The organism is Pseudomonas sp. TH15 (genome assembly GCF_016651105.1).
GTDB lineage: Bacteria > Pseudomonadota > Gammaproteobacteria > Pseudomonadales > Pseudomonadaceae > Aquipseudomonas.
The window spans coordinates 1,672,825-1,695,291 of sequence record NZ_JAEKEL010000001.1 but is presented as its reverse complement, the minus strand read 5'-3'; the positions used below and the strand labels follow the sequence as shown (position 1 = coordinate 1,695,291).

Annotated in this window: 17 protein-coding genes and 1 pseudogene; 8 read left to right on the top strand and 10 right to left on the bottom strand. The window is 58.2% G+C overall.

The genetic code is table 11. The features are described 5' to 3' along the window. Nucleotides 1–80 precede the first annotated feature (80 nt). Complete coding sequence (amaB, locus tag JFT87_RS07610) at nt 81–1,571, bottom strand: L-piperidine-6-carboxylate dehydrogenase (RefSeq protein WP_201200166.1); 1,491 nt, start codon at nt 1,569–1,571, stop codon at nt 81–83. Between the two features lie 185 nt (nt 1,572–1,756). On the opposite strand from amaB, the pseudogene JFT87_RS07605 reads away from it, so the two are divergent. Then, nucleotides 1,757–2,650: pseudogene (locus JFT87_RS07605) on the top strand (LysR family transcriptional regulator); the annotation flags it as partial. 87 nt (nt 2,651–2,737) lie between these two features. On the opposite strand, the gene JFT87_RS07600 reads toward JFT87_RS07605, so the two are convergent. Next, entirely contained in the window at nt 2,738–3,547 is an 810-nt protein-coding gene (locus tag JFT87_RS07600; RefSeq protein WP_201200165.1) for a helix-turn-helix domain-containing protein, read from the bottom strand. Between the two features lie 176 nt (nt 3,548–3,723). Here JFT87_RS07600 and JFT87_RS07595 point away from each other — a divergent pair, with 176 nt between their 5' ends. The 5 genes from JFT87_RS07595 (at nt 3,724) to nadE (ending at nt 7,973) form a co-directional block, all read left to right on the top strand. Beyond that, entirely contained in the window at nt 3,724–5,190 is a 1,467-nt protein-coding gene (locus tag JFT87_RS07595) for an alanine/glycine:cation symporter family protein (RefSeq protein WP_201200164.1), read from the top strand. Between the two features lie 133 nt (nt 5,191–5,323). Next, on the top strand, nt 5,324–5,593 hold the full coding sequence (locus tag JFT87_RS07590) for a hypothetical protein (protein ID WP_201200163.1): 270 nt from the start codon (nt 5,324–5,326) through the stop codon (nt 5,591–5,593). Further along, entirely contained in the window at nt 5,586–5,840 is a 255-nt protein-coding gene (locus JFT87_RS07585) for a hypothetical protein (protein ID WP_201200162.1), read from the top strand. The genes JFT87_RS07590 and JFT87_RS07585 overlap by 8 nt, the downstream gene beginning before the upstream one ends. 65 nt (nt 5,841–5,905) lie before the next feature. Further along, on the top strand, nt 5,906–7,141 hold the full coding sequence (gene pncB / locus JFT87_RS07580) for a nicotinate phosphoribosyltransferase (RefSeq protein ID WP_201200161.1): 1,236 nt from the start codon (nt 5,906–5,908) through the stop codon (nt 7,139–7,141). A 4-nt stretch (nt 7,142–7,145) separates the two neighbouring features. Continuing rightward, nucleotides 7,146–7,973, top strand: coding sequence for an ammonia-dependent NAD(+) synthetase (gene nadE, locus JFT87_RS07575; RefSeq protein ID WP_201200159.1), 828 nt, complete (start codon nt 7,146–7,148; stop codon nt 7,971–7,973). 98 nt (nt 7,974–8,071) lie between these two features. Here nadE and azu read toward each other — a convergent pair whose 3' ends face one another. Beyond that, nucleotides 8,072–8,518 (bottom strand): azurin, encoded by a 447-nt coding sequence (azu, locus tag JFT87_RS07570; RefSeq protein WP_201200156.1) that lies wholly within the window; start codon nt 8,516–8,518, stop codon nt 8,072–8,074. A 343-nt stretch (nt 8,519–8,861) separates the two neighbouring features. Here azu and JFT87_RS07565 point away from each other — a divergent pair, with 343 nt between their 5' ends. Both JFT87_RS07565 and JFT87_RS07560 read left to right on the top strand, forming a co-directional pair. Next, on the top strand, nt 8,862–9,449 hold the full coding sequence (locus JFT87_RS07565; RefSeq protein WP_201200155.1) for an LOG family protein: 588 nt from the start codon (nt 8,862–8,864) through the stop codon (nt 9,447–9,449). 68 nt (nt 9,450–9,517) lie between these two features. Then, nucleotides 9,518–9,709: a hypothetical protein gene (locus JFT87_RS07560; protein WP_018928487.1), complete on the top strand. Its 192-nt coding sequence runs from the start codon at nt 9,518–9,520 to the stop codon at nt 9,707–9,709. Nucleotides 9,710–9,915: 206 nt separating this feature from the next. Here the strand turns inward: JFT87_RS07560 and JFT87_RS07555 are convergent, their stop codons facing one another. From JFT87_RS07555 to JFT87_RS07525, 7 genes are all read right to left on the bottom strand, one after another. Next, nucleotides 9,916–10,806: a transglutaminase family protein gene (locus JFT87_RS07555; protein ID WP_201200154.1), complete on the bottom strand. Its 891-nt coding sequence runs from the start codon at nt 10,804–10,806 to the stop codon at nt 9,916–9,918. Next, the gene (locus tag JFT87_RS07550) at nt 10,806–13,292 is read right to left on the bottom strand and encodes a circularly permuted type 2 ATP-grasp protein (protein WP_201200152.1); all 2,487 of its coding nucleotides are present in this window, start codon (nt 13,290–13,292) and stop codon (nt 10,806–10,808) included. The genes JFT87_RS07555 and JFT87_RS07550 overlap by 1 nt, the downstream gene beginning before the upstream one ends. Before the next feature lie 88 nt (nt 13,293–13,380). After that, complete coding sequence (locus JFT87_RS07545; RefSeq protein WP_201200150.1) at nt 13,381–16,656, bottom strand: transglutaminase family protein; 3,276 nt, start codon at nt 16,654–16,656, stop codon at nt 13,381–13,383. 341 nt (nt 16,657–16,997) lie between these two features. After that, nucleotides 16,998–19,304 carry a YgiQ family radical SAM protein gene (locus JFT87_RS07540; RefSeq protein WP_201205112.1) on the bottom strand — a complete coding sequence of 769 codons (2,307 nt, stop codon included), beginning with the start codon at nt 19,302–19,304 and terminating at the stop codon, nt 16,998–17,000. A 284-nt stretch (nt 19,305–19,588) separates the two neighbouring features. Continuing rightward, entirely contained in the window at nt 19,589–20,983 is a 1,395-nt protein-coding gene (dnaB, locus tag JFT87_RS07535; RefSeq protein WP_201189496.1) for a replicative DNA helicase, read from the bottom strand. Between the two features lie 122 nt (nt 20,984–21,105). After that, nucleotides 21,106–21,552 carry a 50S ribosomal protein L9 gene (gene rplI, locus JFT87_RS07530; RefSeq protein WP_054044100.1) on the bottom strand — a complete coding sequence of 149 codons (447 nt, stop codon included), beginning with the start codon at nt 21,550–21,552 and terminating at the stop codon, nt 21,106–21,108. A 19-nt stretch (nt 21,553–21,571) separates the two neighbouring features. Continuing rightward, nucleotides 21,572–22,465: a hypothetical protein gene (locus JFT87_RS07525; protein ID WP_201200147.1), complete on the bottom strand. Its 894-nt coding sequence runs from the start codon at nt 22,463–22,465 to the stop codon at nt 21,572–21,574. Nucleotides 22,466–22,467 lie beyond the last annotated feature (2 nt).

The following is a 22,467-nucleotide window of genomic DNA, read 5'->3' as shown; positions in this document are numbered from 1 at the left end:
TTTTCAGGGCTGCTGCGCAGCCCGACGGGGATAAATCCCCTCGCCACAAGGGTTCACTCCGACAAGGGAGTTCTCATCGATCAGTCGAACGTGATGCCCTGCGCCAGCGGCAGCTCCAGCGAATAGTTCACGGTGTTGGTCTGGCGGCGCATGTACCCACGCCATGCATCGGAGCCCGACTCACGACCACCGCCCGTTTCCTTCTCGCCACCAAACGCGCCGCCGATTTCTGCACCGCTCGGGCCGATGTTGACGTTGGCGATGCCGCAGTCGCTGCCCACGGCCGACATGAATTGCTCGGCTTCACGCACGTCGGTGGTGAAGATGCACGAGGACAGGCCTTGTGGCACGGCGTTGTTCAGGCGCAGGGCTTCGGCGAAATCTTTGTAGCCAACCACGTAGAGGATCGGCGCGAAGGTTTCGTTGCAGACCACGTCGCTCTGCTCCGGCATTTCCACGATGGCCGGGGCCACGTAGTAAGCATTCGGGAATTTATCTTCCAACTGACGCTTGCCGCCAAACACCCGGCCGCCTTCGCTCAGGGCTTGCTCCAACGCGTCTTGCATGTTCTCAAAGCTGTGCTTGTCGATCAGCGGACCGATCAGGTTGCCTTCCAGCGGGTTACCGATGCGAACCTTGGAGTACGCCGCTTTCAGGCGAGTGACGATTTCTTCTTTCACCGATTCGTGGGCAATCAGACGACGCAGCGTGGTGCAACGCTGGCCGGCAGTGCCGACGGCGCTGAACAGGATTGCGCGAACGGCCATGTCCAGGTCGGCGCTTGGGCCGAGGATCATCGCGTTGTTGCCGCCCAGTTCCAGAATGCTGCGAGCAAAGCGCGCGGCGATTTTCGGCGCCACTTCGCGGCCCATGCGGGTGCTGCCGGTAGCGCTGATCAGCGCGACACGCGGGTCATCGACCAGTGCTTCGCCGGCGTCGCGGCCACCGATGATCACTTGGCTCAGGTGCGGAGGTGCGTCGCTAAAATTTTTCAGTACGCGGTCGAACAGTGCCTGGCAAGCCAGTGCGGTCAGCGGGGTTTTCTCCGACGGTTTCCAGATCACCGGGTTACCGCAGACCAGCGCCAGTGCGGTGTTCCAGGCCCAGACCGCGACCGGGAAGTTGAACGCACTGATCACGCCGACAACGCCCAGCGGGTGCCAGGTTTCGCGCATGTGGTGGCCAGGACGCTCGGAAGCGATGGTCAAACCGTACAGTTGACGGGACAGACCGACAGCGAAGTCGCAGATGTCGATCATTTCCTGAACTTCGCCCAGGCCTTCCTGGGTGATCTTGCCGGCTTCCCAGGAAACCAGCTCACCGAGATCAGCCTTGTATTCACGCAGGATGTCGCCCAATTGGCGTACCAATTCGCCACGGCGCGGCGCCGGAACCTTGCGCCACAGCTCGAACGCATGATCTGCGCGACTGATGTGCTGCTCGACTTCGGCAGCACCTTCCCAGTTCACCGCGGCAATCTGGCTGCCATCAATCGGCGAATGCACCGGCACTTTGCCGTTCTGGTACAGGGCCGGGTTCACACCTAGACGATCAAGCAATGCGGCAACCATGGGTTACTCCTCAAGCAGAAAACAGAAATCGTGCAGCCGGAAAATCACGACTGATCAGGCCTGTAGTTGTAGCTCCCCCGAGACGAGCCAACAAACGACCATTAAGCGAGATATCATTCCGTTTATTCATGCTTCGCAGTTGTCGGTAAAAGAAAAGCATAGAGCAACAAGAAAAAGGACCACCCATGCTGAATAAACGCTACCTGCCGTCGATCACTGCACTGCAGTGTTTCGAGGCCGTGACCCGGCATTTGAGCTTCACCCGGGCCGCCGAAGAGCTGAACCTGACCCAGAGCGCCGTCAGCAAACAGGTCGCGCAACTCGAAGAGTTGCTGCAGCACCTGCTGTTCCGCCGGGTGCGCCGACGCCTGCAAATGACCCCGGCCGGGGATTTGTACCTGGTGGAGGTACGAAAAATCCTCACTCAGGTCGAAATGTCGACCCATTACCTGCGCTCCTACGGCGGTGATACTGAAGTCCTGCGCGTCTCGACGCCGCCAACCTTTGGCGCACGCTGGCTGGTGCCACGCCTGAAAGGCTGGCGCCTGCGCCACCCCTCGATTCACCTCGATTTGTGCAGCGAGCAGGAAGCCGACGATTTGCTTCAAGGTCGCAGCGACCTGGCGTTCTACTTCGGCCAAGGCTCACGCCCCGGCACTGAAAGCCTGAAGCTGTTCGGCGAAGAGTTGGTGCCAGTCTGCGCACCGGGCAGCCTGCCGGACACGCCGTTCACCGACCCGACGCAACTCACCGACCTGGTCCTGCTGCAAAACGCCTCCCGGCCCCAGGCCTGGCACGATTGGTTCGACAGTCAGGGCTATCACACCGAGCACAGCTATCACGGCCCGCGCTTCGAAACCTTTTATATGTGCATCCGCGCAGCGCAAGTCGGCTGTGGCGTGGCGCTATTGCCGCGGTTTCTGGTGGAAGAGGAATTGGCCGACGGCAAACTGGTCATTCCCTGGCAGCATGCGATGCCCAGCTCCGACGCCTACTACCTGGCCTACCCGGAACATTCGGCAGAAGTGCCCAAGGTGCGGGATTTTGTGAAGTGGATGTTGGAGCAGATCGACAATCCCTGTAGGAGCTGCCGAAGGCTGCGATCTTTTGATCTTCAAAACCAACATCAAAAGATCGCAGCCTGCGGCAGCTCCTACGAAAATTTGTCAAACAATCACAAACAGGCCATCCACAACCTGAGCTTGAGCGAGACGCGCGCGCAGATCGGCATCAATGGCGCAATCATCAGCTTTGTACAACCGGACACGACGATAGGCCGCGACCCGATCAATTTCCTGTCCCAGATAATCCCAGACAACTCTTGAACAGGAAGGAGCTCGATGATCAGCAGCCGAAACGCCCAGCTTCAACCCATTTAGCCGTGTAATACAGCTTTTGAAACTTGGGATAAGAATAGTCTGACTGATCTCGTTTGAGGTCAACGACTCATAATCCACGAGGAAAATTCGATCTCGCAGGTAATAAGCAACACCTTTATATCGATATCTTTCAAACGCGCCTTCCACCCCAGACATCTGTAACTGTTCGTTTCTCTCATAGACTATGTCACCGCCTTCTTCCCGCACATGCACAAGCGAACACAGAATAGAACCGGGTTCAGTCATCGCGTGATAATACTCGTGGTAATAACCCGTGTGAGCCATCAGTTCTGGAGAGGATTGTTTGCGCAGGTGTCTCAACACTCTTTGTGACACTGTTTCTTCATCAAAGAGCCTTGCCTTGCTGGTCTTAAGGCTAACCAAAGCGATGAACTGCTCGCTTGGCAGGCGCATCTCAAACTCTTCAACTCCGAAAAAATCACAGATCCGCTTCAGATTAAAAGGTGTAGGAAAGCTGTTTCCTCCAAGGTATTTATTAAATTGACCACGATTAATGCGAAGTTTCCTACAGACTTCTGCGATGGATCGGTAGTGACTACAAAGCAGTTTTAAGTTAGCCGGAAGAAAATCACGCATACAGACTCACACAAAAATTACAGGAGACTCAAACATAGCAGCAACTCGCATCACTTTTAAGCAACTTGCGTAATTGCGCCCAGCGATAGATGACCGGATATTACGACACCTGAACGGCTTCAGGACTTACCGCATTACCCACTCGCCAGCACTCTTAAAATAGCAAGGAGCTTTGAATGCTTGACGCCATTAACGACTTCCTCTCCGGAAAGGTTTTGATACCTTTGGTTCTCGGACTCGGGAGTTATTTCACCATCCGGTCAAAATTTGTTCAGTTTCGATACTTCGCCCATATGGTCTCGGTATTACATTGCAGTTGGCATACGGGCAATCACCACTTGAGTTCATTCCAGGCGTTAACGCTCAGCCTTGCGGGTCGCGTCGGAACCGGGAATATCGTAGGCGTTGGCATTGCGGTGAGCATGGGCGGCCCCGGTGCGGTGTTCTGGATGTGGATGACCGCTCTGCTGGGTATGTCGAGCAGCTTCTTCGAGTGCGCACTGGGTCAACTCTATAAGCGCTGTGATGGAAATGGCCTGTATCGAGGGGGACCTTCATGGTACATCCAGCATGGTCTTGGTAAGCGCTGGCTTGGAATGATTGCCGCTCTCCTGCTTCTGGTCACCTTTGGCTTTGCTATAAACGGCCTGGAATCCCATGCCGTATCACACTCGCTAAATGATGCATTTGCTCTGTCAACCACTTGGTCCGGGCTCGCATTATCGTTGATGCTGGGAATGGTATTTATTGGCGGTATAAAGCGGATAGCGGCGGTCTCGGATCTTTTGGTTCCGCTTAAGGTTCTCGCTTACATTGGCGTGACGTCCTACGTAATCGTGCTGCAGTTTGACCAGGTTCCGGCCATATTAATGACGATTGTCAAAAGTGCGTTTGGACTGGATCAGGCCTTTGGCGGGCTCGTCGGCAGCGCAATCATAATGGGCGTACGGCGTGGAGTATTCTCCAATGAAGCAGGATTGGGCAGCGCGCCCAATGTTGCATCGGTGGCGAAGATCGAGCACCCGGTTGCACAAGGTGTGGTGCAGGCATTCAGCGTCTTTATTGACACCTTCATCATCTGTACATGCACCGCGTTACTCATACTGCTTTCAGGTTTCTACACACCCGGTTTCGAGGGCGATGGTATAGCTTTGGCACAACACTCGCTGGCGGCAGTGGTGGGTGAATGGGGAAGGATGTTCATCAGTATCGTATTGGCCTTGTTTGTCTTCACCGCGATGCTCTACAACTATTACCTAGGTGAAAACAGTTTACGATTCATATTTGGCGAACCTCGAAAAACATTATTCGCCTACCGTGTATTCGTATTAGGGCTGGTGTTCTGGGGTTCTGTCGAAGATTTATCCACGGTACTCGCATTTGCCGATATCACCATGACATTGCTGGCATTGGTCAACCTAATCGCTATGGCCCTGCTGTTCAAAGTCGGTATGCGCATCTTGCGTGACTACGACGAACAACGTCGTGCAGGTATCAAAACTCCTGTTTTCGACTCAAGTAAATTCCGAGATCTGGATCTCGATTTTATGGCCTGGCCGCCGCAATATGACAGCCCAGTCATAACCGTTCATAGCCAGCCCCTTATTTCTTCGAACGCCAGCAAACAGATTGCCAACACTTAAATAGGGCATGCAAAGTCATTAAAGCAACTAATGACTTTGCAGCCAATACATCAAAACAACCTGAACATAAAACCTCAAGAACCATGCTTTCTTCGAACCGCCACGACCAGAACAAACTGAAGGAGTTTATCCCATGAATCGCTTTTACCCCCTAAAAGCAAATGCAACGAATACTCCAACATACTTCATAGACTCACATGCCACACCCAATCAATTATTCGAAGACGCTTGTTTCAGAATTCGCGCATCCGCGGGGCTTTTGGAAGCTTTTACATTAGTCACCATCAAAGGCACTAACGATTCTGATTTTTACAAATTAATACTTCCAGCTTACGTGCTACTTCAGGACGGCGTTGACACACTGGAACAGATCACCTTCAAAGGAGGCATCATTCATGTATAAAATAGTCACCCAGGAAATGCTCAGAGCCGCATTGATTAAAGCAGTCGAAATCCATCTGATACCAAAACACTCTCTACTGGCCGATTATTTAAAAAGCGGAGAACAACTTGAACACGTCATTAAAGCCGCGCTTGAGGCGCAACCGAAAATAGCTAAGTTTTGCGGGCTGAGATGTATGGCATCAGAGGATCTTTCACTTGAAAGCAAAAAATCGCTGGCAATCCGCACCTCTGATATGCGCCACTAGCCCCATTCATTGAAACAGCTGAAACGTCGCGACCACGGGCCGCGGCCAGCATGGAGAGACCCGTTATGAGCGAGAGCGTATTTGGCGATCGCATCGTGCAGAACCTGCTCGACACCGACTTTTACAAACTGACGATGATGCAGGCGGTGCTGCACAACTACCCTAACGTCGAAGTCGAATGGGAGTTTCGTTGCCGTAACAGCGAGGATTTGCGCCCGTACCTGGCGGAAATCCGTTACCAGATCGAGCGTCTCGCCGAACTGAGCCTGAGCGCCGACCAGTTGAGTTTCCTGGAGCGCATCAGCTTCATGAAGCCGGATTTCCTTCGATTTCTTGGCTTGTTCCGCTTCAACCTGCGCTACGTCCACACCGGCATTGAGAACGGCGAGTTGTTCATCCGCCTGCGCGGGCCGTGGCTGCATGTGATTCTGTTCGAAGTACCGATGCTGGCGATCGTCAGCGAAGTGCGTAACCGCTATCGCTACCGGGAAGTCGTTCTGGAGCAGGCCCGCGAGCAGCTCTATCGCAAGTTCGACTGGCTGACCGCCAACGCCAGCAGCGACGAATTGTCCGAGTTGCAGGTTGCCGATTTCGGCACCCGGCGCCGCTTTTCGTACCGAGTGCAGGAAGAAGTGGTGAACGTGCTCAAGCACGATTTCCCTGGGCGCTTCGTCGGCACCAGCAACGTGCATCTTTCCCGCGAGCTGGACATGAAACCGCTGGGCACCATGGCCCACGAGTGGATCATGGCCCATCAGCAACTCGGCCCACGGTTGATAGATAGCCAGATAGCCGCCCTTGATTGCTGGGTTCGCGAGTATCGCGGCTTGCTGGGGATCGCCCTGACCGACTGCATCACCACTGATGCTTTCCTCGGTGACTTCGACCTGTATTTCGCCAAGCTCTTCGACGGCCTGCGCCACGACTCCGGTGATCCGGTGCTCTGGGCAGAAAAAGCCATCGCCCGCTACCACAAGCTCGGCATCGACCCGATGAGCAAGACGCTGGTGTTCTCCGACAGCCTGACGCTGCCCAAGTCCCTGGAAATATTCCGGGCGCTGCGCGGTCGGATCAATGTCAGTTTCGGCATCGGCACCAACCTGACGTGCGATATTCCGGGTGTCGAACCGATGAGCATCGTGCTTAAAATGACCGCCTGCAACGGTCAGCCCGTGGCAAAGATTTCTGATGAGCCTGGCAAGACTCACTGCAAAGACCCGAATTTCGTCGCCTACTTGCGACACGTTTTCAAAGTACCTGCCTCCATTCCCAGCACATTTGGCATTTCTAGCAAGGAGTGAATTCATGCAAGCCGTACAGCGTGAGATTGCTGATCAGCTCAAGGTTCAGCCGCCGTTCGCCGATCAAGCAGCCCTTGAGGCTGAAGTCGCCCGGCGGATTACCTTTATCCAGGATTGCCTGGTCAATTCCGGGCTCAAGACCCTGGTGCTGGGCATCAGCGGCGGCGTCGATTCCTTGACTGCCGGCCTGCTGGCCCAGCGGGCTATGCGCGAACTGCGCACCCGCACCAGTGACGACAGCTACAAGTTCATCGCCGTGCGCCTACCGTACGAAACCCAGTTCGATGAACACGACGCCCAGGCCTCAGTGGATTTCATCGCCCCGGACGAACGCCACACGGTGAACATCGGCCCGGCGGTCAAATCCCTGGCCAGTGAAGTTGCAGCGTTCGAAGGCAAGCACGCGGTTTCGGTGGATTTTGTGCTCGGCAACACCAAGGCGCGGATGCGCATGGTCGCCCAGTACACTATCGCCGGTGCCGCCCATGGCTTGGTGATCGGTACTGACCACGCGGCGGAAGCGGTGATGGGTTTCTTCACCAAATTCGGTGACGGCGCCTGCGACTTGGCACCGTTGAGCGGTCTGGTGAAAAATCAGGTCCGGGCGATTGCCCGAAGCTTCGGTGCGCCGGAATCGCTGGTGGAAAAAATCCCGACGGCCGACCTGGAAGACTTGTCGCCAGGCAAACCGGACGAAGCGTCCCACGGCGTGACCTATGCCGAGATTGATGCATTCCTGCACGGCGAACCAGTGCGCGACGAAGCGTTCAAGATCATCTGCGACACGTACAAAAAGACTCATCACAAGCGGGTAATGCCTTTCGCGCCTTGATTTGAGAGGTGTCTGCCCGCGAAGAACGATGACGCGATCAAACGTCAGGCACAAAAAAAGCGTCCCAAGCGGACGCTTTTTTTATGCGTGCGATTCGATTACTTCAGGGTAACCGTGCCTTTCATCATCGAGATGTGGCCCGGGAACGAGCAGAAGAACCCGTAGGCTTCGCCGGCAGCCAGTTTCGACACGTCGAAGGTCACCGAATCTTTCTCGCCAGCACCGATGATCTTGGTGTGGGCGATGATGCGTGCGTCGCCTTCCGGCAGGTAGTTCTTGTCGATACCTGCGGCCAGGCCAGCAGTAGCGATTGGCTGCATGTCAGCTTCTTTGCTCAACACCCAGTTATGGCCCATGACGTTTTTCGGCAGGCTGCCGGAGTGGGTCAGTTCGACGGTGAAGGTCTTGCAGCTCTTGTCGATTTCAATGGCCTTAGTGGCGTAGGTCATCTGATCAGTGGAGTCGATCGTGGTCTTGCACTCGGCAGCCATCAATTGGCTGCTGGCCAGCGTCAGCAGGGATACCGCAACAAGTTTGGCAAACATGGTGAATCTCCAAGGCAGGGTTAACGAAAACTCGAATGGACAGAAGACTGCCTGAAATCTTCGCAAGTTCCTATGACTTGAGTCAAAAATTGTATACAACTTTCGAGCTATGACACTCATCGAAACAATCTAACAGCCAGACGTCTGGGCCGGCCCTATCCTCAAGCCCTCATCACTTAGACGGAGCCTCTGTCATGTCCATCAACAGCCTGTTGTGCAGTTTGCTCGCCGCCTACGCTTGTGGCGCCAGCGGTACCTACGAAACACCTACACGCGAGGTTTAACCCTTGGAGCGTCGCTTCCATGCCTTTACTCTGTGGCCATCCTGACCCTGGAGCAAGGCATGTCTATAGCGTCCGTTTGTGTATTTTGCGGTGCCAGCACTGGCACTAACCCGGCTTATCGTGAAGCGGCTGTCGCCTTGGGGCGAGCATTGGCCGAGCGCAAGCTGACTTTGGTCTATGGCGGCGGCGCCGTCGGGCTGATGGGGATCGTCGCTGACGCGGCACTGGCGGCCGGGGGCGAAGTGATCGGGATCATCCCGCAAAGCCTCAAAGACAAGGAAATCGGCCACAGCGGCCTGACGCGCCTGGAAGTGGTCGACGGCATGCATGCGCGCAAGGCACGGATGGCTGAACTCAGCGATGCGTTTATCGCTTTGCCCGGCGGCCTCGGCACGTTGGAAGAACTGTTCGAAGTCTGGACCTGGGGCCAGCTCGGCTACCACGGCAAGCCGCTCGGTTTGCTCGAAGTAAACGGTTTCTATAGCAAATTAACCGCTTTTCTTGATCATATCGTCGGCGAAGGCTTCGTTCGCGAACCACACCGTGACATGCTGCAAGTGAGCGAATCGCCGCAAACCCTGCTCGACGCAATGGACGCCTGGCAACCCTCGATCCTGCCAAAATGGGCCGAGCAAAAACCCAGCTAACGGCTAGGCACCGATACAGGGCAGAATATGCGCCGCTCAACCTCACCTTCGACCCCAGAGGATCGCCCATGGCTAAACCTAATTATTCCTTCGCCAAACGTCAGAGAGACTTGGCCAAGGAGCAGAAGAAAGAGGAAAAGCTTCAGCGCAAGAAAGCTACAGCTGAAGAAGAAGCAGCAGCACTGAACCCGGATGCAGAAGGTGAAGTGGCGGCAGAAGATGATGTTGAAGCACCGAAAGATCAGGCGCCTGACGCCTGAGACCCACCGGGTTTGATGATCGAATCAGACCCTGCGGATTTGTGACGGGGCTGGCGGTTTCACTGCCGGCCCTCACAGCCCCCTTTCCGAACACCCCAATTCCCTTGTCGGAGTGAGCCTGCTCGCGATAGCGGCGTATCAGTCAAACATCTGCTGCCTGACACCCCGCTATCGCGAGCAGGCTCACTCCTACAGTTTGATCTTGGTTAATCCAGCGGCATCACGGTGACTCTGACTTCCGGGTCATGGCTCCCACCGCCAAGTATCACTCCGCGCAACGGCGAGACATCGGAAAAGTCCCGGCCCCAGGCCAGCGTGATGTGTTCCAGCGCCGGTTGCACGTTGTTGGTTGGATCGAAATCCACCCAGCCGAGTACCGGACAAAACACCGAGACCCAAGCGTGGGATGCATCGGCGCCAATCATCCGTGGTTGCCCCGGTGGTGGCTGGGTCAACAAATAACCACTGATGTAGCGCGCCGCCAAACCACGGGAACGCACACACGCCAGCATCAAGTGCGCGAAGTCCTGACAGACGCCGCGCCGGCGTTCCAGCACTTCCACCAACGGCGTCGCCACCTGGGTGGCCTCGGCATCGAAGGTGAATTCGCTGAAAATCTTCTCCATCAATGCCTGGACGCCCAACAGCAGAGGCCGACCCGGTGGAAAACAGCTTTCCGAGAACTCGACGAAGTTGCGCTTCAAATGCACGTACGGTGATTCGAAACGATAGCGACAGGCTTCCAATAACTGGGGCGAAAGCGGCTGACTGCTGTAAGTCAGCGCATTGCGGGTTTCTTCCCAGGCCGGCGATAGATTGAAATCCAGGGTCGGTCGGGCCAGTACTTCGACGGTTAGCTCCGCGTTCACCAGCAACTCATCGTGGGGACGCTCGAACGCCAACCGAGTAAGCGGATTGCCAAACACGTCCAGTTCATCGCGACGGGTCGTCGGGTCCGGGCTGATCAGCAACGCCTGCGCGGTGCAGCGCTGCCAGTCGCAGGCACGCGGCCACAAGTGCGCCAGTTGCTGAGCCAGGGACACCGGGCTGTCGTAGTGATAATGGGTATCGTGGAAAATCTGGTAACGGGCATTCATCAGACGGACACCGTGCGCTGGCTGACATCATCGACATGGGCAAAATGGCGCAAGGCCAGGCGATCCGAAACCTGGCCGCTGGCATCGGCGATTTCTTGCAGCAGATCAGCCAGACCTTCGACAGCCGCGTGGACACTGGCCTCACCAAACAACGAGTTCTCCAGGCAACCCAGGTCGAAGTGCGCCAAACGCTCGACCAATTGCGGCAAACACGCCTCGCGCGGGACACCGAAATCGTCGTTCAGGCGCTTCAATGTGCGGGTCACCAGTTTCAACTGGAACAGCACCGCGTGGGGGTTCTGCTCATCCAGCAGCAACAGGTCGAGCACCGGGATCAATTGCGCCACGGCCAAATACCGCGAGCGGTAGGTGATGCTGCTGTTACCCAGCTCCAGCAACCACTCCAGCCCGGCCTGATCGAAAGCCCCGGCACCGCGCAGAAACGCCGCCAAACTGCCACTGAGAAACTGCAGTCGCTCGATCCGCCGGCCGATCATCAGGAAACGCCAGCCTTCGTCCCGGGTCATGTCGTCCAGGGCAAAACCGGACAGCGCCGCCAGCGACATGACCAAGCGGTTGAGGAAATCCAGCAACTCGCCGAAATCCGGCTCTTCGGTTTCAAGCTCCATGGCCTCGCGCTGCAACTCCACCAGCGCCTGCCAGTTTTCCCGCGAGAGCTTGCCGCGCACTTGCGAGGCCGCCCACTGCAAGCGTTGCAGGTTGGAACGCAGGCTGAACGGCCAGTCATCGCCGAGCAGCGCCGCCAACAAGCGTTCCGGCAACTCGCCTTCGTCGGGCAACAGATTCAGGCGCTCACCGAGATCGACCGCCGCCTCCAGCGCTTGCGGGTCATCGCCGTCGACATAACGCGCCAGCATGATCCGCAGCAGCCGCGCACTGTTATCGCAGCGCTCGCAGTAACGGCCAAACCAGAACAGGTTCTCGACCACCCGCGACGGCAGATAGGGATCGCGCCGCACCAGATCGTGGACACCAATCGTGCGCTGGGTTTTCCATTGTTCGCCGCTGGGGGCTCGCTCGCCGAGCACCCAGGTGTCCTTGCTCGCACCACCGCGCTGCATCGACACCACTTCGGCATCGGCCTCGGCTGCCACCCGGGTCAAGCCGCCGGGCAATACCCGATAGCCATCGCGACTGGCCACCGCGTACACGCGCATGCCGATGGCTCGCGGTTGCAACTGACCGTCCTCGGCTTGCCAGATCGGCGCTTGGGACAGTTGCGCCAGTTCTTGCGCGACATAGGCGTAAGGCCGCGCCTGCATGCGCTCGGCCAATGCTTGACGCTGTTTTTCACTCAAATCACGGCCAAACACCGGCGCAAAGCTCTGGGAGGGAAATGCCGGTTTGATCAGCAACTCCGGCAACTTTTCCAAAGCTTGAGCCAACACTGGCGCTTCCCCACACCACCACGTGGCGATGGACGGCAGGATCAGTTCTTCGCCGAACAGGAACTGATTGATCCTTGGCAGAAAGCCCAGCAGACCCGGCGATTCCAGCACGCCGCTGCCCAACGCGTTGGCCACCAGCACCCGGCCCTGACGCACCGCTTCCAGCAACCCCGGCACGCCGAGGGCCGAGTCGGTACGCAGCTCCAGCGGATCGCAGAAGTCATCGTCGAGGCGCCGCATGATCGCGTGAACCCGGCGCAGCCCGCTCAAGGTTTTAAGGTAGACGGTGGCATCGCGCACCGTCAGGTCGCCGCCCTCCACCAGTGGATAACCGAGTTGGCGCGCCAGATACAAATGTTCGAAATAGCTTTCGTTGAACCGACCCGGTGTCAGCAGCACCACCAGCGGCGCTTCATCGTCACTCGGCGCTTGGCGAGCCAGGGTTTCCTGCAACGTGCGGAAGAACCCGGCCAGGTGCTGCACCTTCAAATCGCGATACAGCTCGGGAAACGCCCGAGACACGATGGTGCGGTTTTCCAATGCGTAACCCGCACCGGACGGCGCCTGGGTCCGGTCCGCTGTCACCCACCAACGACCGTCGGGAGTGCGCGCCAGGTCCACGGCGTACAGATGCAGAAACGCCCCGTCCGGCGGTGCAATACCCTGACACGGCCACAGGAAGTTGTTGTGACCGAACACCAGCTCCGCCGGCAGCAGCCCTTCGGCGATCAAACGCTGCGGACCATAAAGATCCGCCAACACGGCATTGAGCAAGCGTGCCCGCTGAGCAATCCCTGCGGACAAATGCTGCCACTCATCAGCCGCAATGACATGGGGCAACAGGTCCAGTTCCCACGGGCGATCGGCGCCCTTGGGGTCGGCGTAGACGTTGTAGGTCACGCCGTTTTCCTGGATCTGCCGGGTCAGCAAAGCCTGGCGCTGCACCAGTTGCGTCGGGGTGCTGCGTTGCAATTGGTCGAACAGCCGACGCCAATGCGGGCGCACGGCGCCGCTGTCGTCGAGCAGTTCGTGATAAGTGCCCGCCGTCAGCGGGTAGCGGTCAAGCAGGTCAGGCATGGAAAGCTCGGCAGACAACAAAGAACGGTCAGACTAACGCAGGCTCATGACGCCCGGATATACGAAAAATCCGAGCGTCGCGTAGGGCTTAGAAACGTCGCAAATCGAGTGTCATCGGCAACTCGTCATTAATCGTCACGTTCGGTATAGGAAGTTTCCCTGGGGTGTGTCCGATTCGGAAGAATCGAGCCATCCTTCGGCTCTCGGCCTCATTGGCATTCACCGGCAGACTGTCGTAGTTACGCCCGCCCGGATGGGCGACGTGGTACTGACAACCACCCAGCGATCGCTCCATCCAGGTATCGAGCAAGTCGAACACCAGCGGCGCGTGGACCGGGATTGTCGGTTGCAGGCAGTTGGACGGTTGCCAGGCACGGAAGCGCACGCCTGCGACGAACTCGCCGACTCGCCCGGTGGGTTGCAACGGCACCGGGATGCCATTGCACGTCAGCAGATAACGCTGTGGCGCCAGGCCGGTGAGCTTGACCTGCAAGCGCTCCAGCGACGAATCCACATAACGCACCGTGCCACCGACCGCGCCCTCCTCGCCCAGTACATGCCAAGGCTCCAGCGCCTGACGCACTACCAGTTCGATGCCACTGACGGCGTAATCGCCGACCTTCGGAAAGCGGAATTCCAGGTGCGCGGCAAACCACTCGGCCCGCACCGGATAACCCGCCGCATTCAGGTCGACGATGACATCGGCGAAATCCTGCTCGATAAAGTGCGGCAACAGGAAGCGATCGTGCAGCTCGGTGCCCCAGCGCGCCAGTTTCGGCGGTGCATAAGGTTCGCGCCAGAACCGCGCCACCAGCGCCCGCAGCAATAACTGCTGAGCCAGGCTCATGCGTGCGTGAGGCGGCATTTCAAAGGCACGCAATTCCAGCAATCCGAGACGCCCGGTGGCGCCGTCCGGCGAATAGAGTTTGTCGATACAGAACTCGGCGCGGTGGGTGTTGCCGGTGACGTCGATCAACAGGTTACGCAGCAAGCGATCCACCAGCCACGGCGCGCATTCCTCTCCCGGCTTCGGCATTTGGGCGAAGGCGATTTCCAGTTCGTACAACGCGTCGTTACGCGCTTCGTCCACCCGTGGCGCCTGGGACGTAGGACCGATGAATAATCCGGAAAACAGGTAGGACAAGGACGGGTGGTTATGCCAGTAGCTGATCAGGCTGCGCAGCAGGTCGGGACGGCGCAGGAACGGTGAGTCCGCTGGGGTCGCGCCACCGAGTACCAAATGGTTACCGCCGCCGGTGCCGGTGTGCCGACCGTCGATCATGAATTTCTCGGTGGTCAACCGGGTCTGGCGCGCTTCTTCGTACAGGAACTCGGTGCGCTCCACCAGTTCGTCCCAAGTCGCGGATGGCTGCACGTTGACTTCGATCACGCCCGGATCCGGGGTGATGCGGAAGTTGCTCAGGCGCGGATCGCTTGGCGGTTCATAGCCTTCCAGTAATACCGGGCAATGCAACTCCTGAGCGGTAGCCTCGATGGCGGTAACCAGCTCCAGATAATCCTCGACCCGTTCCAATGGCGGCATAAACAGGTACAACCGCCCTTCTCGAGCCTCGGCGCAGAATGCGGTGCGGGTCAGCCAGTCGGCAGATTCGTCGACTTTCGGTTCACGCTCAACCGCTTCGGCCGGCACGCCCGGACTGTTCAATGCGACGGTGTCGGGAAGTATCGGGAATTCCTGGTTCGGATCATTGGGATGGATAAACGGATACTCCGCCGCTTTCACCCAAGGCTGTGAACCGAGCGGTAAGCGATAACCCAGCGGCGAATCCCCCGGCACGAGCCGGCAATGTTCTTCGCGCAGGTACCAGCGACCACTTTGCCATTGATCGCCCTTGGCGGTGCGCGCCAGCGGCAGGACCTGGCCGATGACCTTGTCCAGCCCCTGGCTGAAGACTTTGCGCAGTCGCGCACGCTCCAAAGGTTCTTCCAGACGCGAGTCTTCGGCGCTGACGTTCTGCGGCAAAGTGCCTTCTCGCCAGAGGTAATAGAAATTGTCTTCGTAGGCTGGAAACACAAAACGTGTCGGAATTTTCAGGCGTTCGGCGACACTCGCCAGAAAACGCCCGGCCAGTTCGCCATCTGCGCCGTAGTCTTCCTGCTCATCGGCGATCAGCGCGCTGTTGTGCCAGATCGGCACGCCATCCCGGCGCCAGTAGCAGTTAAGCGACCAGCGCGGCAGTTGTTCGCCGGGATACCACTTGCCCTGGCCGAAATGCACCAGGCCTTTTGGCGCGTAATGTTTGCGCATCCGCTGGAACAATTCGGCGGAGAGGCGACGCTTGTCCGGCCCGAGCGCTGCGGTGTTCCACTCGGCGCCGTCCGGATCATCGATGGACACGAAGGTCGGCTCGCCGCCCATGGTCAGGCGTACGTCGCCCTCCAGCAGATCAGCATCGATCTGCCGGCCCAGCGCCTGGATCGCCAGCCATTGGTCTTCGGTGTAGGGTTTTGTTACCCGCGGCGCTTCCCAAATCCGCTCCACGGACATTTCGTGGGTAAATTCGCACTCGCACGGTTCCACCAAGCCACTGATCGGTGCCGCAGAGCCCGGATCGGGACTACACGCCAACGGAATGTGTCCTTCCCCGGCAAACAGCCCTGAGGTCGCGTCCAGGCCAATCCAGCCGGCGCCGGGCAAATAGACCTCGCACCAGGCGTGCAGGTCGGTGAAATCCACGTCCGTGCCGGACGGGCCGTCGAGGCTTTTGACGTCGGCGGTCAGCTGGATCAGATAGCCAGAGACAAAACGCGCCGCCAGCCCGAGATTGCGCAGCAATTGCACCAGCAGCCACGCTGAATCGCGGCAGGAGCCAGAGGCGTGTTCGAGGGTGTGCTCGGGGGTTTGGACGCCGGGCTCCATGCGGATCAGGTAACCGATGTCTTCGCTCAGACGCTGGTTGAGCGCCACCAGGAAATCCACGCTGGGCAGCGGCGTGCGGTCGATACCGTCCAGATAGGCCTTGAACTTCGGCGTCAGGGGCAAGGTTTCCAGGTACGGCGCCAGTTCTTTACGCTCATCGGCGGCGTAAGTGAACGGGATCTTTTCCGCGTAGGGCTCAAGGAAAAAATCGAACGGATTGAACACCGCCATTTCCGCCAACAGGTCGACTTCGATCCGCAGCTCATCGGTTTTCTCCGGAAACACCAGACGCGCCAGGTAATTGCCCTGGGGGTCCTGTTGCCAGTTGATGAAGTGCTGCTCGGGCGAGACTTTCAGCGCATAGGACAAAATCCGCGTGCGACTGTGGGCCGCCGGGCGCAGGCGAACGATCTGCGGACCGAGCTCGACGGCGCGGTCGTAGCGGTAATGTGTGACGTGATGCAATGCGACATGAATCGACACGGCGTGCCTCCTGCGAGCCTAAAGCGTATTCGAAAGCGCGCAAGACTTATGCCACCCAGCAGCGCTGGCGCTTTCACAGATTTGCTTAGGGCAGTACAGCACCAAAATCGGGCAATGCGGGAAATTGGTTTAGCGAAGTTGCGCCTAAATGTGGCGGGCGGTTGATATGCAGTGTTTGATCGGGAGCTTTCGCGAGCAGGCTCGCTCCCACATTTGGAATGCGGCTCCCTGTGGGAGCGAGCCTGCTCGCGAAGAGGCCAGCGGCTAAAACACATTTGCCGGGTCTGAAATGCAAAACGCCAACCCGAAGGTTGGCGTTCTGTTGTCAGCTCAAGCGAGGCTTAGCGCGGTACAACCGGCTTGCGCGCAGGCTTTGGCCCTTTGCCTTTGGCCGCGTCCTTGCGGTCCTTGGCGGCTTGCTGGTTGCGGGCGAACGCCGCAGCCTTGGCCTGTTCACGCTTGTCCCACGAGTTACCACCATCGCTGGCACGCGGCGGCAGGCCGGTGTGCTGAGTGAGGATCTTGGTGGTCTTTTCAGTTGCTGCCACTTTATGGCTGCCAGCCGGTGTCGAGTTCTTGCGACGGGCGCTCTGGTAGCTGTCGGTGGCCGGTTGATGCAACGGAATCAGCTGGGTTTTTCCCGGCCCGATCAGGTCGGCGCGGCCCATGCGGGTCAGCGCTTCACGCAGCATCGGCCAGCCTTTCGGGTCGTGATAACGCAAGAACGCCTTGTGCAGACGACGCTGCTCTTCGCTCTTGACGATGGTCACGGCGTCGCTCTTGTAAGTGACCTTACGCAGCGGGTTCTTGCCCGAGTGGTACATCGCGGTGGCGGTAGCCATCGGCGACGGGTAGAACGCCTGCACCTGGTCGGCGCGGAAGCCGTTGCCCTTGAGCCACAAGGCCAGGTTCATCATGTCTTCGTCGGTGGTGCCCGGGTGGGCGGCGATGAAGTACGGAATCAGGTACTGCTCTTTCCCGGCTTCCTTGGAGTACTTCTCGAACATGCGCTTGAACTTGTCATAGCTGCCAATGCCCGGCTTCATCATCTGGTTGAGCGGACCTTCCTCGGTGTGTTCCGGGGCGATCTTCAGGTAACCACCCACGTGGTGAGTCACCAGCTCCTTGACGTATTCCGGCGACTCGACCGCGAGGTCGTAGCGCAAGCCGGAAGCGATCAGGATCTTCTTCACACCCGGCAAGGCACGGGCGCTGCGATACAGCTGGATCAACGACGAGTGGTCGGTGTTCAGGTTCGGGCAAATGCCAGGGAACACGCACGATGGCTTGCGGCACGCGGATTCGATTTCCGGGGTCTTGCAGGCGATGCGGTACATGTTCGCGGTCGGGCCGCCGAGGTCGGAAATGACGCCGGTGAAGCCTGGGACCTTGTCGCGGATCTCTTCGATTTCGCGAATGATCGACTCTTCGGAACGGTTCTGGATGATCCGGCCTTCGTGCTCGGTGATCGAGCAGAAGGTGCAGCCACCGAAGCAGCCACGCATGATGTTCACCGAGAAGCGGATCATGTCGTAGGCCGGAATTTTTTCCTTGCCGTACGCCGGGTGCGGAATCCGTGCGTAAGGCATGCCGAACACGTAGTCCATTTCTTCGGTGGTCATCGGAATCGGCGGCGGGTTGAACCAGACGTCGACTTCGCCATGTTTCTGTACCAGCGCGCGGGCGTTGCCCGGGTTGGTTTCCAGGTGAAGCACGCGGTTGGCGTGGGCGTAGAGAACCGCATCACCACGAACCTTCTCAACCGATGGCAGACGAATCACGGTTTTATCGCGAGTCATCTTCGGGCTGGCCAGGATCTGTACGACCTTGGCTTCTTCCGGATCTTCGACCGGACCCTTTTCCTGCTCGATGGCGCAGGCCTGGGTGTCCTGGGTGTTCACGTACGGGTTGATGATCTTGTCGACCTTGCCCGGACGGTCGATACGCGTGGAATCGACTTCGTACCAATCTTTCGGCGTATCGCGACGGATGAACGCGGTGCCGCGCACGTCGGTGATGTCTTCGATCTTGTGACCGTAGGACAGACGCTGGGCGACTTCGACAATCGCACGCTCGGCGTTGCCGTAGAGCAGGATGTCGGCGCAGGCGTCGATCAGGATCGAGTTACGTACCCGGTCCTGCCAGTAATCGTAATGAGCGATGCGGCGCAGGGAAGCTTCGATGCCACCGAGGACAATCGGCACGTTTTTGTAGGCTTCTTTACAGCGCTGGCTGTAGACCAGGCTCGCGCGGTCCGGACGTTTGCCCGCCATGCCACCGGGGGTGTAGGCGTCATCGGAACGGACTTTCTTGTCGGCGGTGTAGCGGTTGATCATCGAGTCCATGTTGCCGGCCGCGACACCGAAGAACAGGTTCGGCTCACCGAGCTTCATGAAGTCGTCTTTGGACTGCCAGTTCGGCTGGGCAATGATCCCGACGCGGAAGCCCTGGGACTCCAGCAGCCGGCCGATGATCGCCATGCCGAACGACGGATGGTCAACGTACGCATCACCGGTGACGATGATGATGTCGCAGGAATCCCAGCCGAGCTGATCCATCTCCTCCCTGCTCATGGGCAGGAATGGCGCTGGCCCGAAACATTCGGCCCAGTACTTGGGATAGTCAAATAACGGCTTGGCTGCTTGCATCATGTCGATAACCGGTGTTGGCTTTCATTGAATTTCGCGGGCGCGGAATATAGCACAAAAAATAACCAATTCCGACGGCTATGGTCGGAAATTGGTGAAGCCTGATTTGCTCGAAGAGCCTGAGACCCCGCACAGCCCCTGTGGCTAGGGAGCTTGCTCCCACCGGGCTGCGAAGCAGCCCCAAAACCTGCAACTGATTTTTTCGGATAGACCGCATTCTCAGGCTTTGCGACTGCTGCGCAGTCGAGCGGGAGCAAGCTCCCTCGCCACAGTTTTCTGCTGGGTTACTCGTCGTCGAAGTTGTAGCTGCCCGGCGCAAGGTTTTCGAAGCGCGTGTACTTACCGATGAACGCCAGTCGCGACGTGCCGATCGGACCGTTCCGCTGCTTGCCGATGATGATCTCGGCGATGCCCTTGTGCTCGGTTTCCGGGTGGTACACCTCGTCCCGGTATACGAACATGATGACGTCAGCATCCTGCTCGATCGCTCCGGATTCCCGCAAGTCGGAGTTGATCGGGCGTTTGTTCGGCCGTTGCTCCAGGGAGCGGTTGAGCTGGGACAGCGCCACCACCGGGCAGTTGAATTCCTTGGCCAGGGCCTTCAAGGAACGGGAGATTTCGGAAATCTCGTTGGTCCGGTTGTCGCCGCTTGAACCCGGGATCTGCATCAGTTGCAGGTAGTCGATCATGATCAGAGCGACATCGCCGTGCTCACGCACCAGGCGTCGAGTCCGCGCACGCATCTCCGACGGGCTGATACCAGCGGTATCGTCGATGAACAGCTTGCGGTCGTTGAGCAGGTTGACCGCCGAAGTCAGGCGCGGCCAATCGTCGTCTTCCAGGCGGCCGGCCCGGACTTTGGTCTGGTCGATACGGCCCAGGGACGACAACATACGCATGATCAGCGATTCGCCTGGCATCTCTAGCGAGTAAACCAGTACGCACTTGTCGCTGCGCAACACGGCGTTTTCCACCAGGTTCATCGCAAAGGTGGTTTTACCCATCGATGGACGGCCGGCGACGATGATCAGGTCAGACGGCTGCAGGCCGCTGGTCATCCCGTCGAGGTCGGTGTAACCGGTCGACAGGCCGGTAATGGCGTTGTCGGTGTTAAACAAGGTGTCGATGCGGTCGATGGCCTTGGTCAGCAGGTCATTCACACTCACCGGGCCGCCGGTTTTTGGCCGGGCCTCAGCGATCTGGAAGATCTGTCGTTCGGCTTCGTCGAGAATCTCTTCTGCCGTGCGGCCTTCGGGGTTGAAGGCGCTGTCGGCAATTTCGGAGGCAATGCCGATCAGTTGGCGCAAGGTCGCCCGTGCACGGACAATCTGGGCATACGCCTTGATGTTAGCGACGGATGGCGTGTTTTTCGCCAGTTCACCGAGGTAACCGAGGCCACCGACTTGCGAGGTCTGACCTTCCTTGTCCAATTGCTCGGCCAGGGTCACGACGTCGATGGGCGAGTTTTGGTCCGCCAGTTTGGCGATCGCACGGAAGATCAGGCGGTGGTCATGCCGATAGAAATCGCCATCCGAGACCTGATCGAGCACGCGTTCCCAGGCATTGTTGTCCAGCATCAACCCACCGAGCACAGCCTGTTCGGCCTCGATGGAGTGCGGCGGCACCTTCAGGGAAGCGGTTTGCAGATCATATTGCTCGGGAGCGGAGATATCGTTCATGGCCACTTGAATTAGTATTTTGAAAATCAGGAACTGCAGAAAGACAAAGGGCACGACCTGTAAACAGGATCGTGCCCGATGTTAACCGTCTGACGGACAAGCCGCCAGCCGATCAGTGTTGCTTAAGCTGCTACCACGACAACGCGTACGGTGGCTTCAACTTCAGCGTGCAGGTGCACGGCTACGTCGAATTCGCCTACGTTGCGGATGGTGCCGTTCGGCAGACGAACTTCGCTTTTTGCAACTTCAACGCCAGAGGCGGTCAGTGCATCAGCGATGTCGTGAGTACCGATCGAACCGAACAGCTTGCCTTCGTCACCAGCGGTGGCAGTGATAGTCACTTCCAGCTCAGCCAGTTGGGCGGCGCGGTTTTCAGCCGAAGTTTTACGGTCTGCTGCGGCTTTTTCCAGCTCAGCGCGACGCTCTTCGAACGCAGCCACGTTGGCAGCGGTCGCAGCGGTAGCTTTGCCGTAAGGCAGCAGGTAGTTACGACCGTAACCAGCCTTAACGTTCACTTTGTCACCCAGGTTGCCCAGGTTGGTGACTTTTTCCAGAAGGATCAGTTGCATGTGAAAATCCTCTTAACTTTTAACCTTCACCGTTCGCGTTATCGGCGTCTTTCGGCGCCAGACGACCGCGAAAATCAATCAGGCTGTCGACGATGGCCAAGACCACCAGCAACGGATAGATCAGTTGCATAAACAGCAACAGCGTCACGTACAACCCCACCAGCCAGAACCTGGCCAGTCGCTTTTGCGCCACCAGCCCGTGAATCAGGGCCAGCCCGGCGAACACCAGCGGTACACTGCACAACGGCGTCAACATCGCCAACTGAGAACCGAAGTTCGGCCCCAGCAGCATGAACGCCAGCAGTAACATCGCCAGCCCCAGCGGGAATCGGATGGCGCGAAACTCGCGACCAAAACCACCCGGGTTGTACAACAACGCCTGCCAGTAGCGCCCGACAAGCAGGCTCAGCACACTGACGATTTGCAACAAGGCCGCAATCAGGCCGGTCAGGACCGGTGCAATCAGGGACGCGAAACGCGCTTGCTCGTCTACCGACAACTTCTGGTAGACATCACCGAGTAGCGACGGCATGACCTTTATCAAGGCCTGCGCCAGCATCTCGATTTGGGGAGCAAAAGCTGTCCCCAGCACCACCGAAAACACCACTCCCATCGCTATGCTGACCAGCAGCACGCGGTTCCAGGACTCACTTGCGCGCAAAACCAACGCAAGGCTCCAAGACCCCAGCAGCACCAGAAGTGCCCGTGGGTCGTCGGAGTAAAGCCACCAGACCAATGCCGGCAGCAATCCCAGAGCAAGTACGCCAATGGCGTCCTTCAATCCGCGCCGCAGGAGCACAAGGCATCCCGCGGCAGCACCCAACCAATACAACAACGGCAACGTTGCGCATCCGGCCACTACCAGAGTGGCCTGCATACGGCCGCGCATGATGAACTCAGCTATGGCGCGCATGC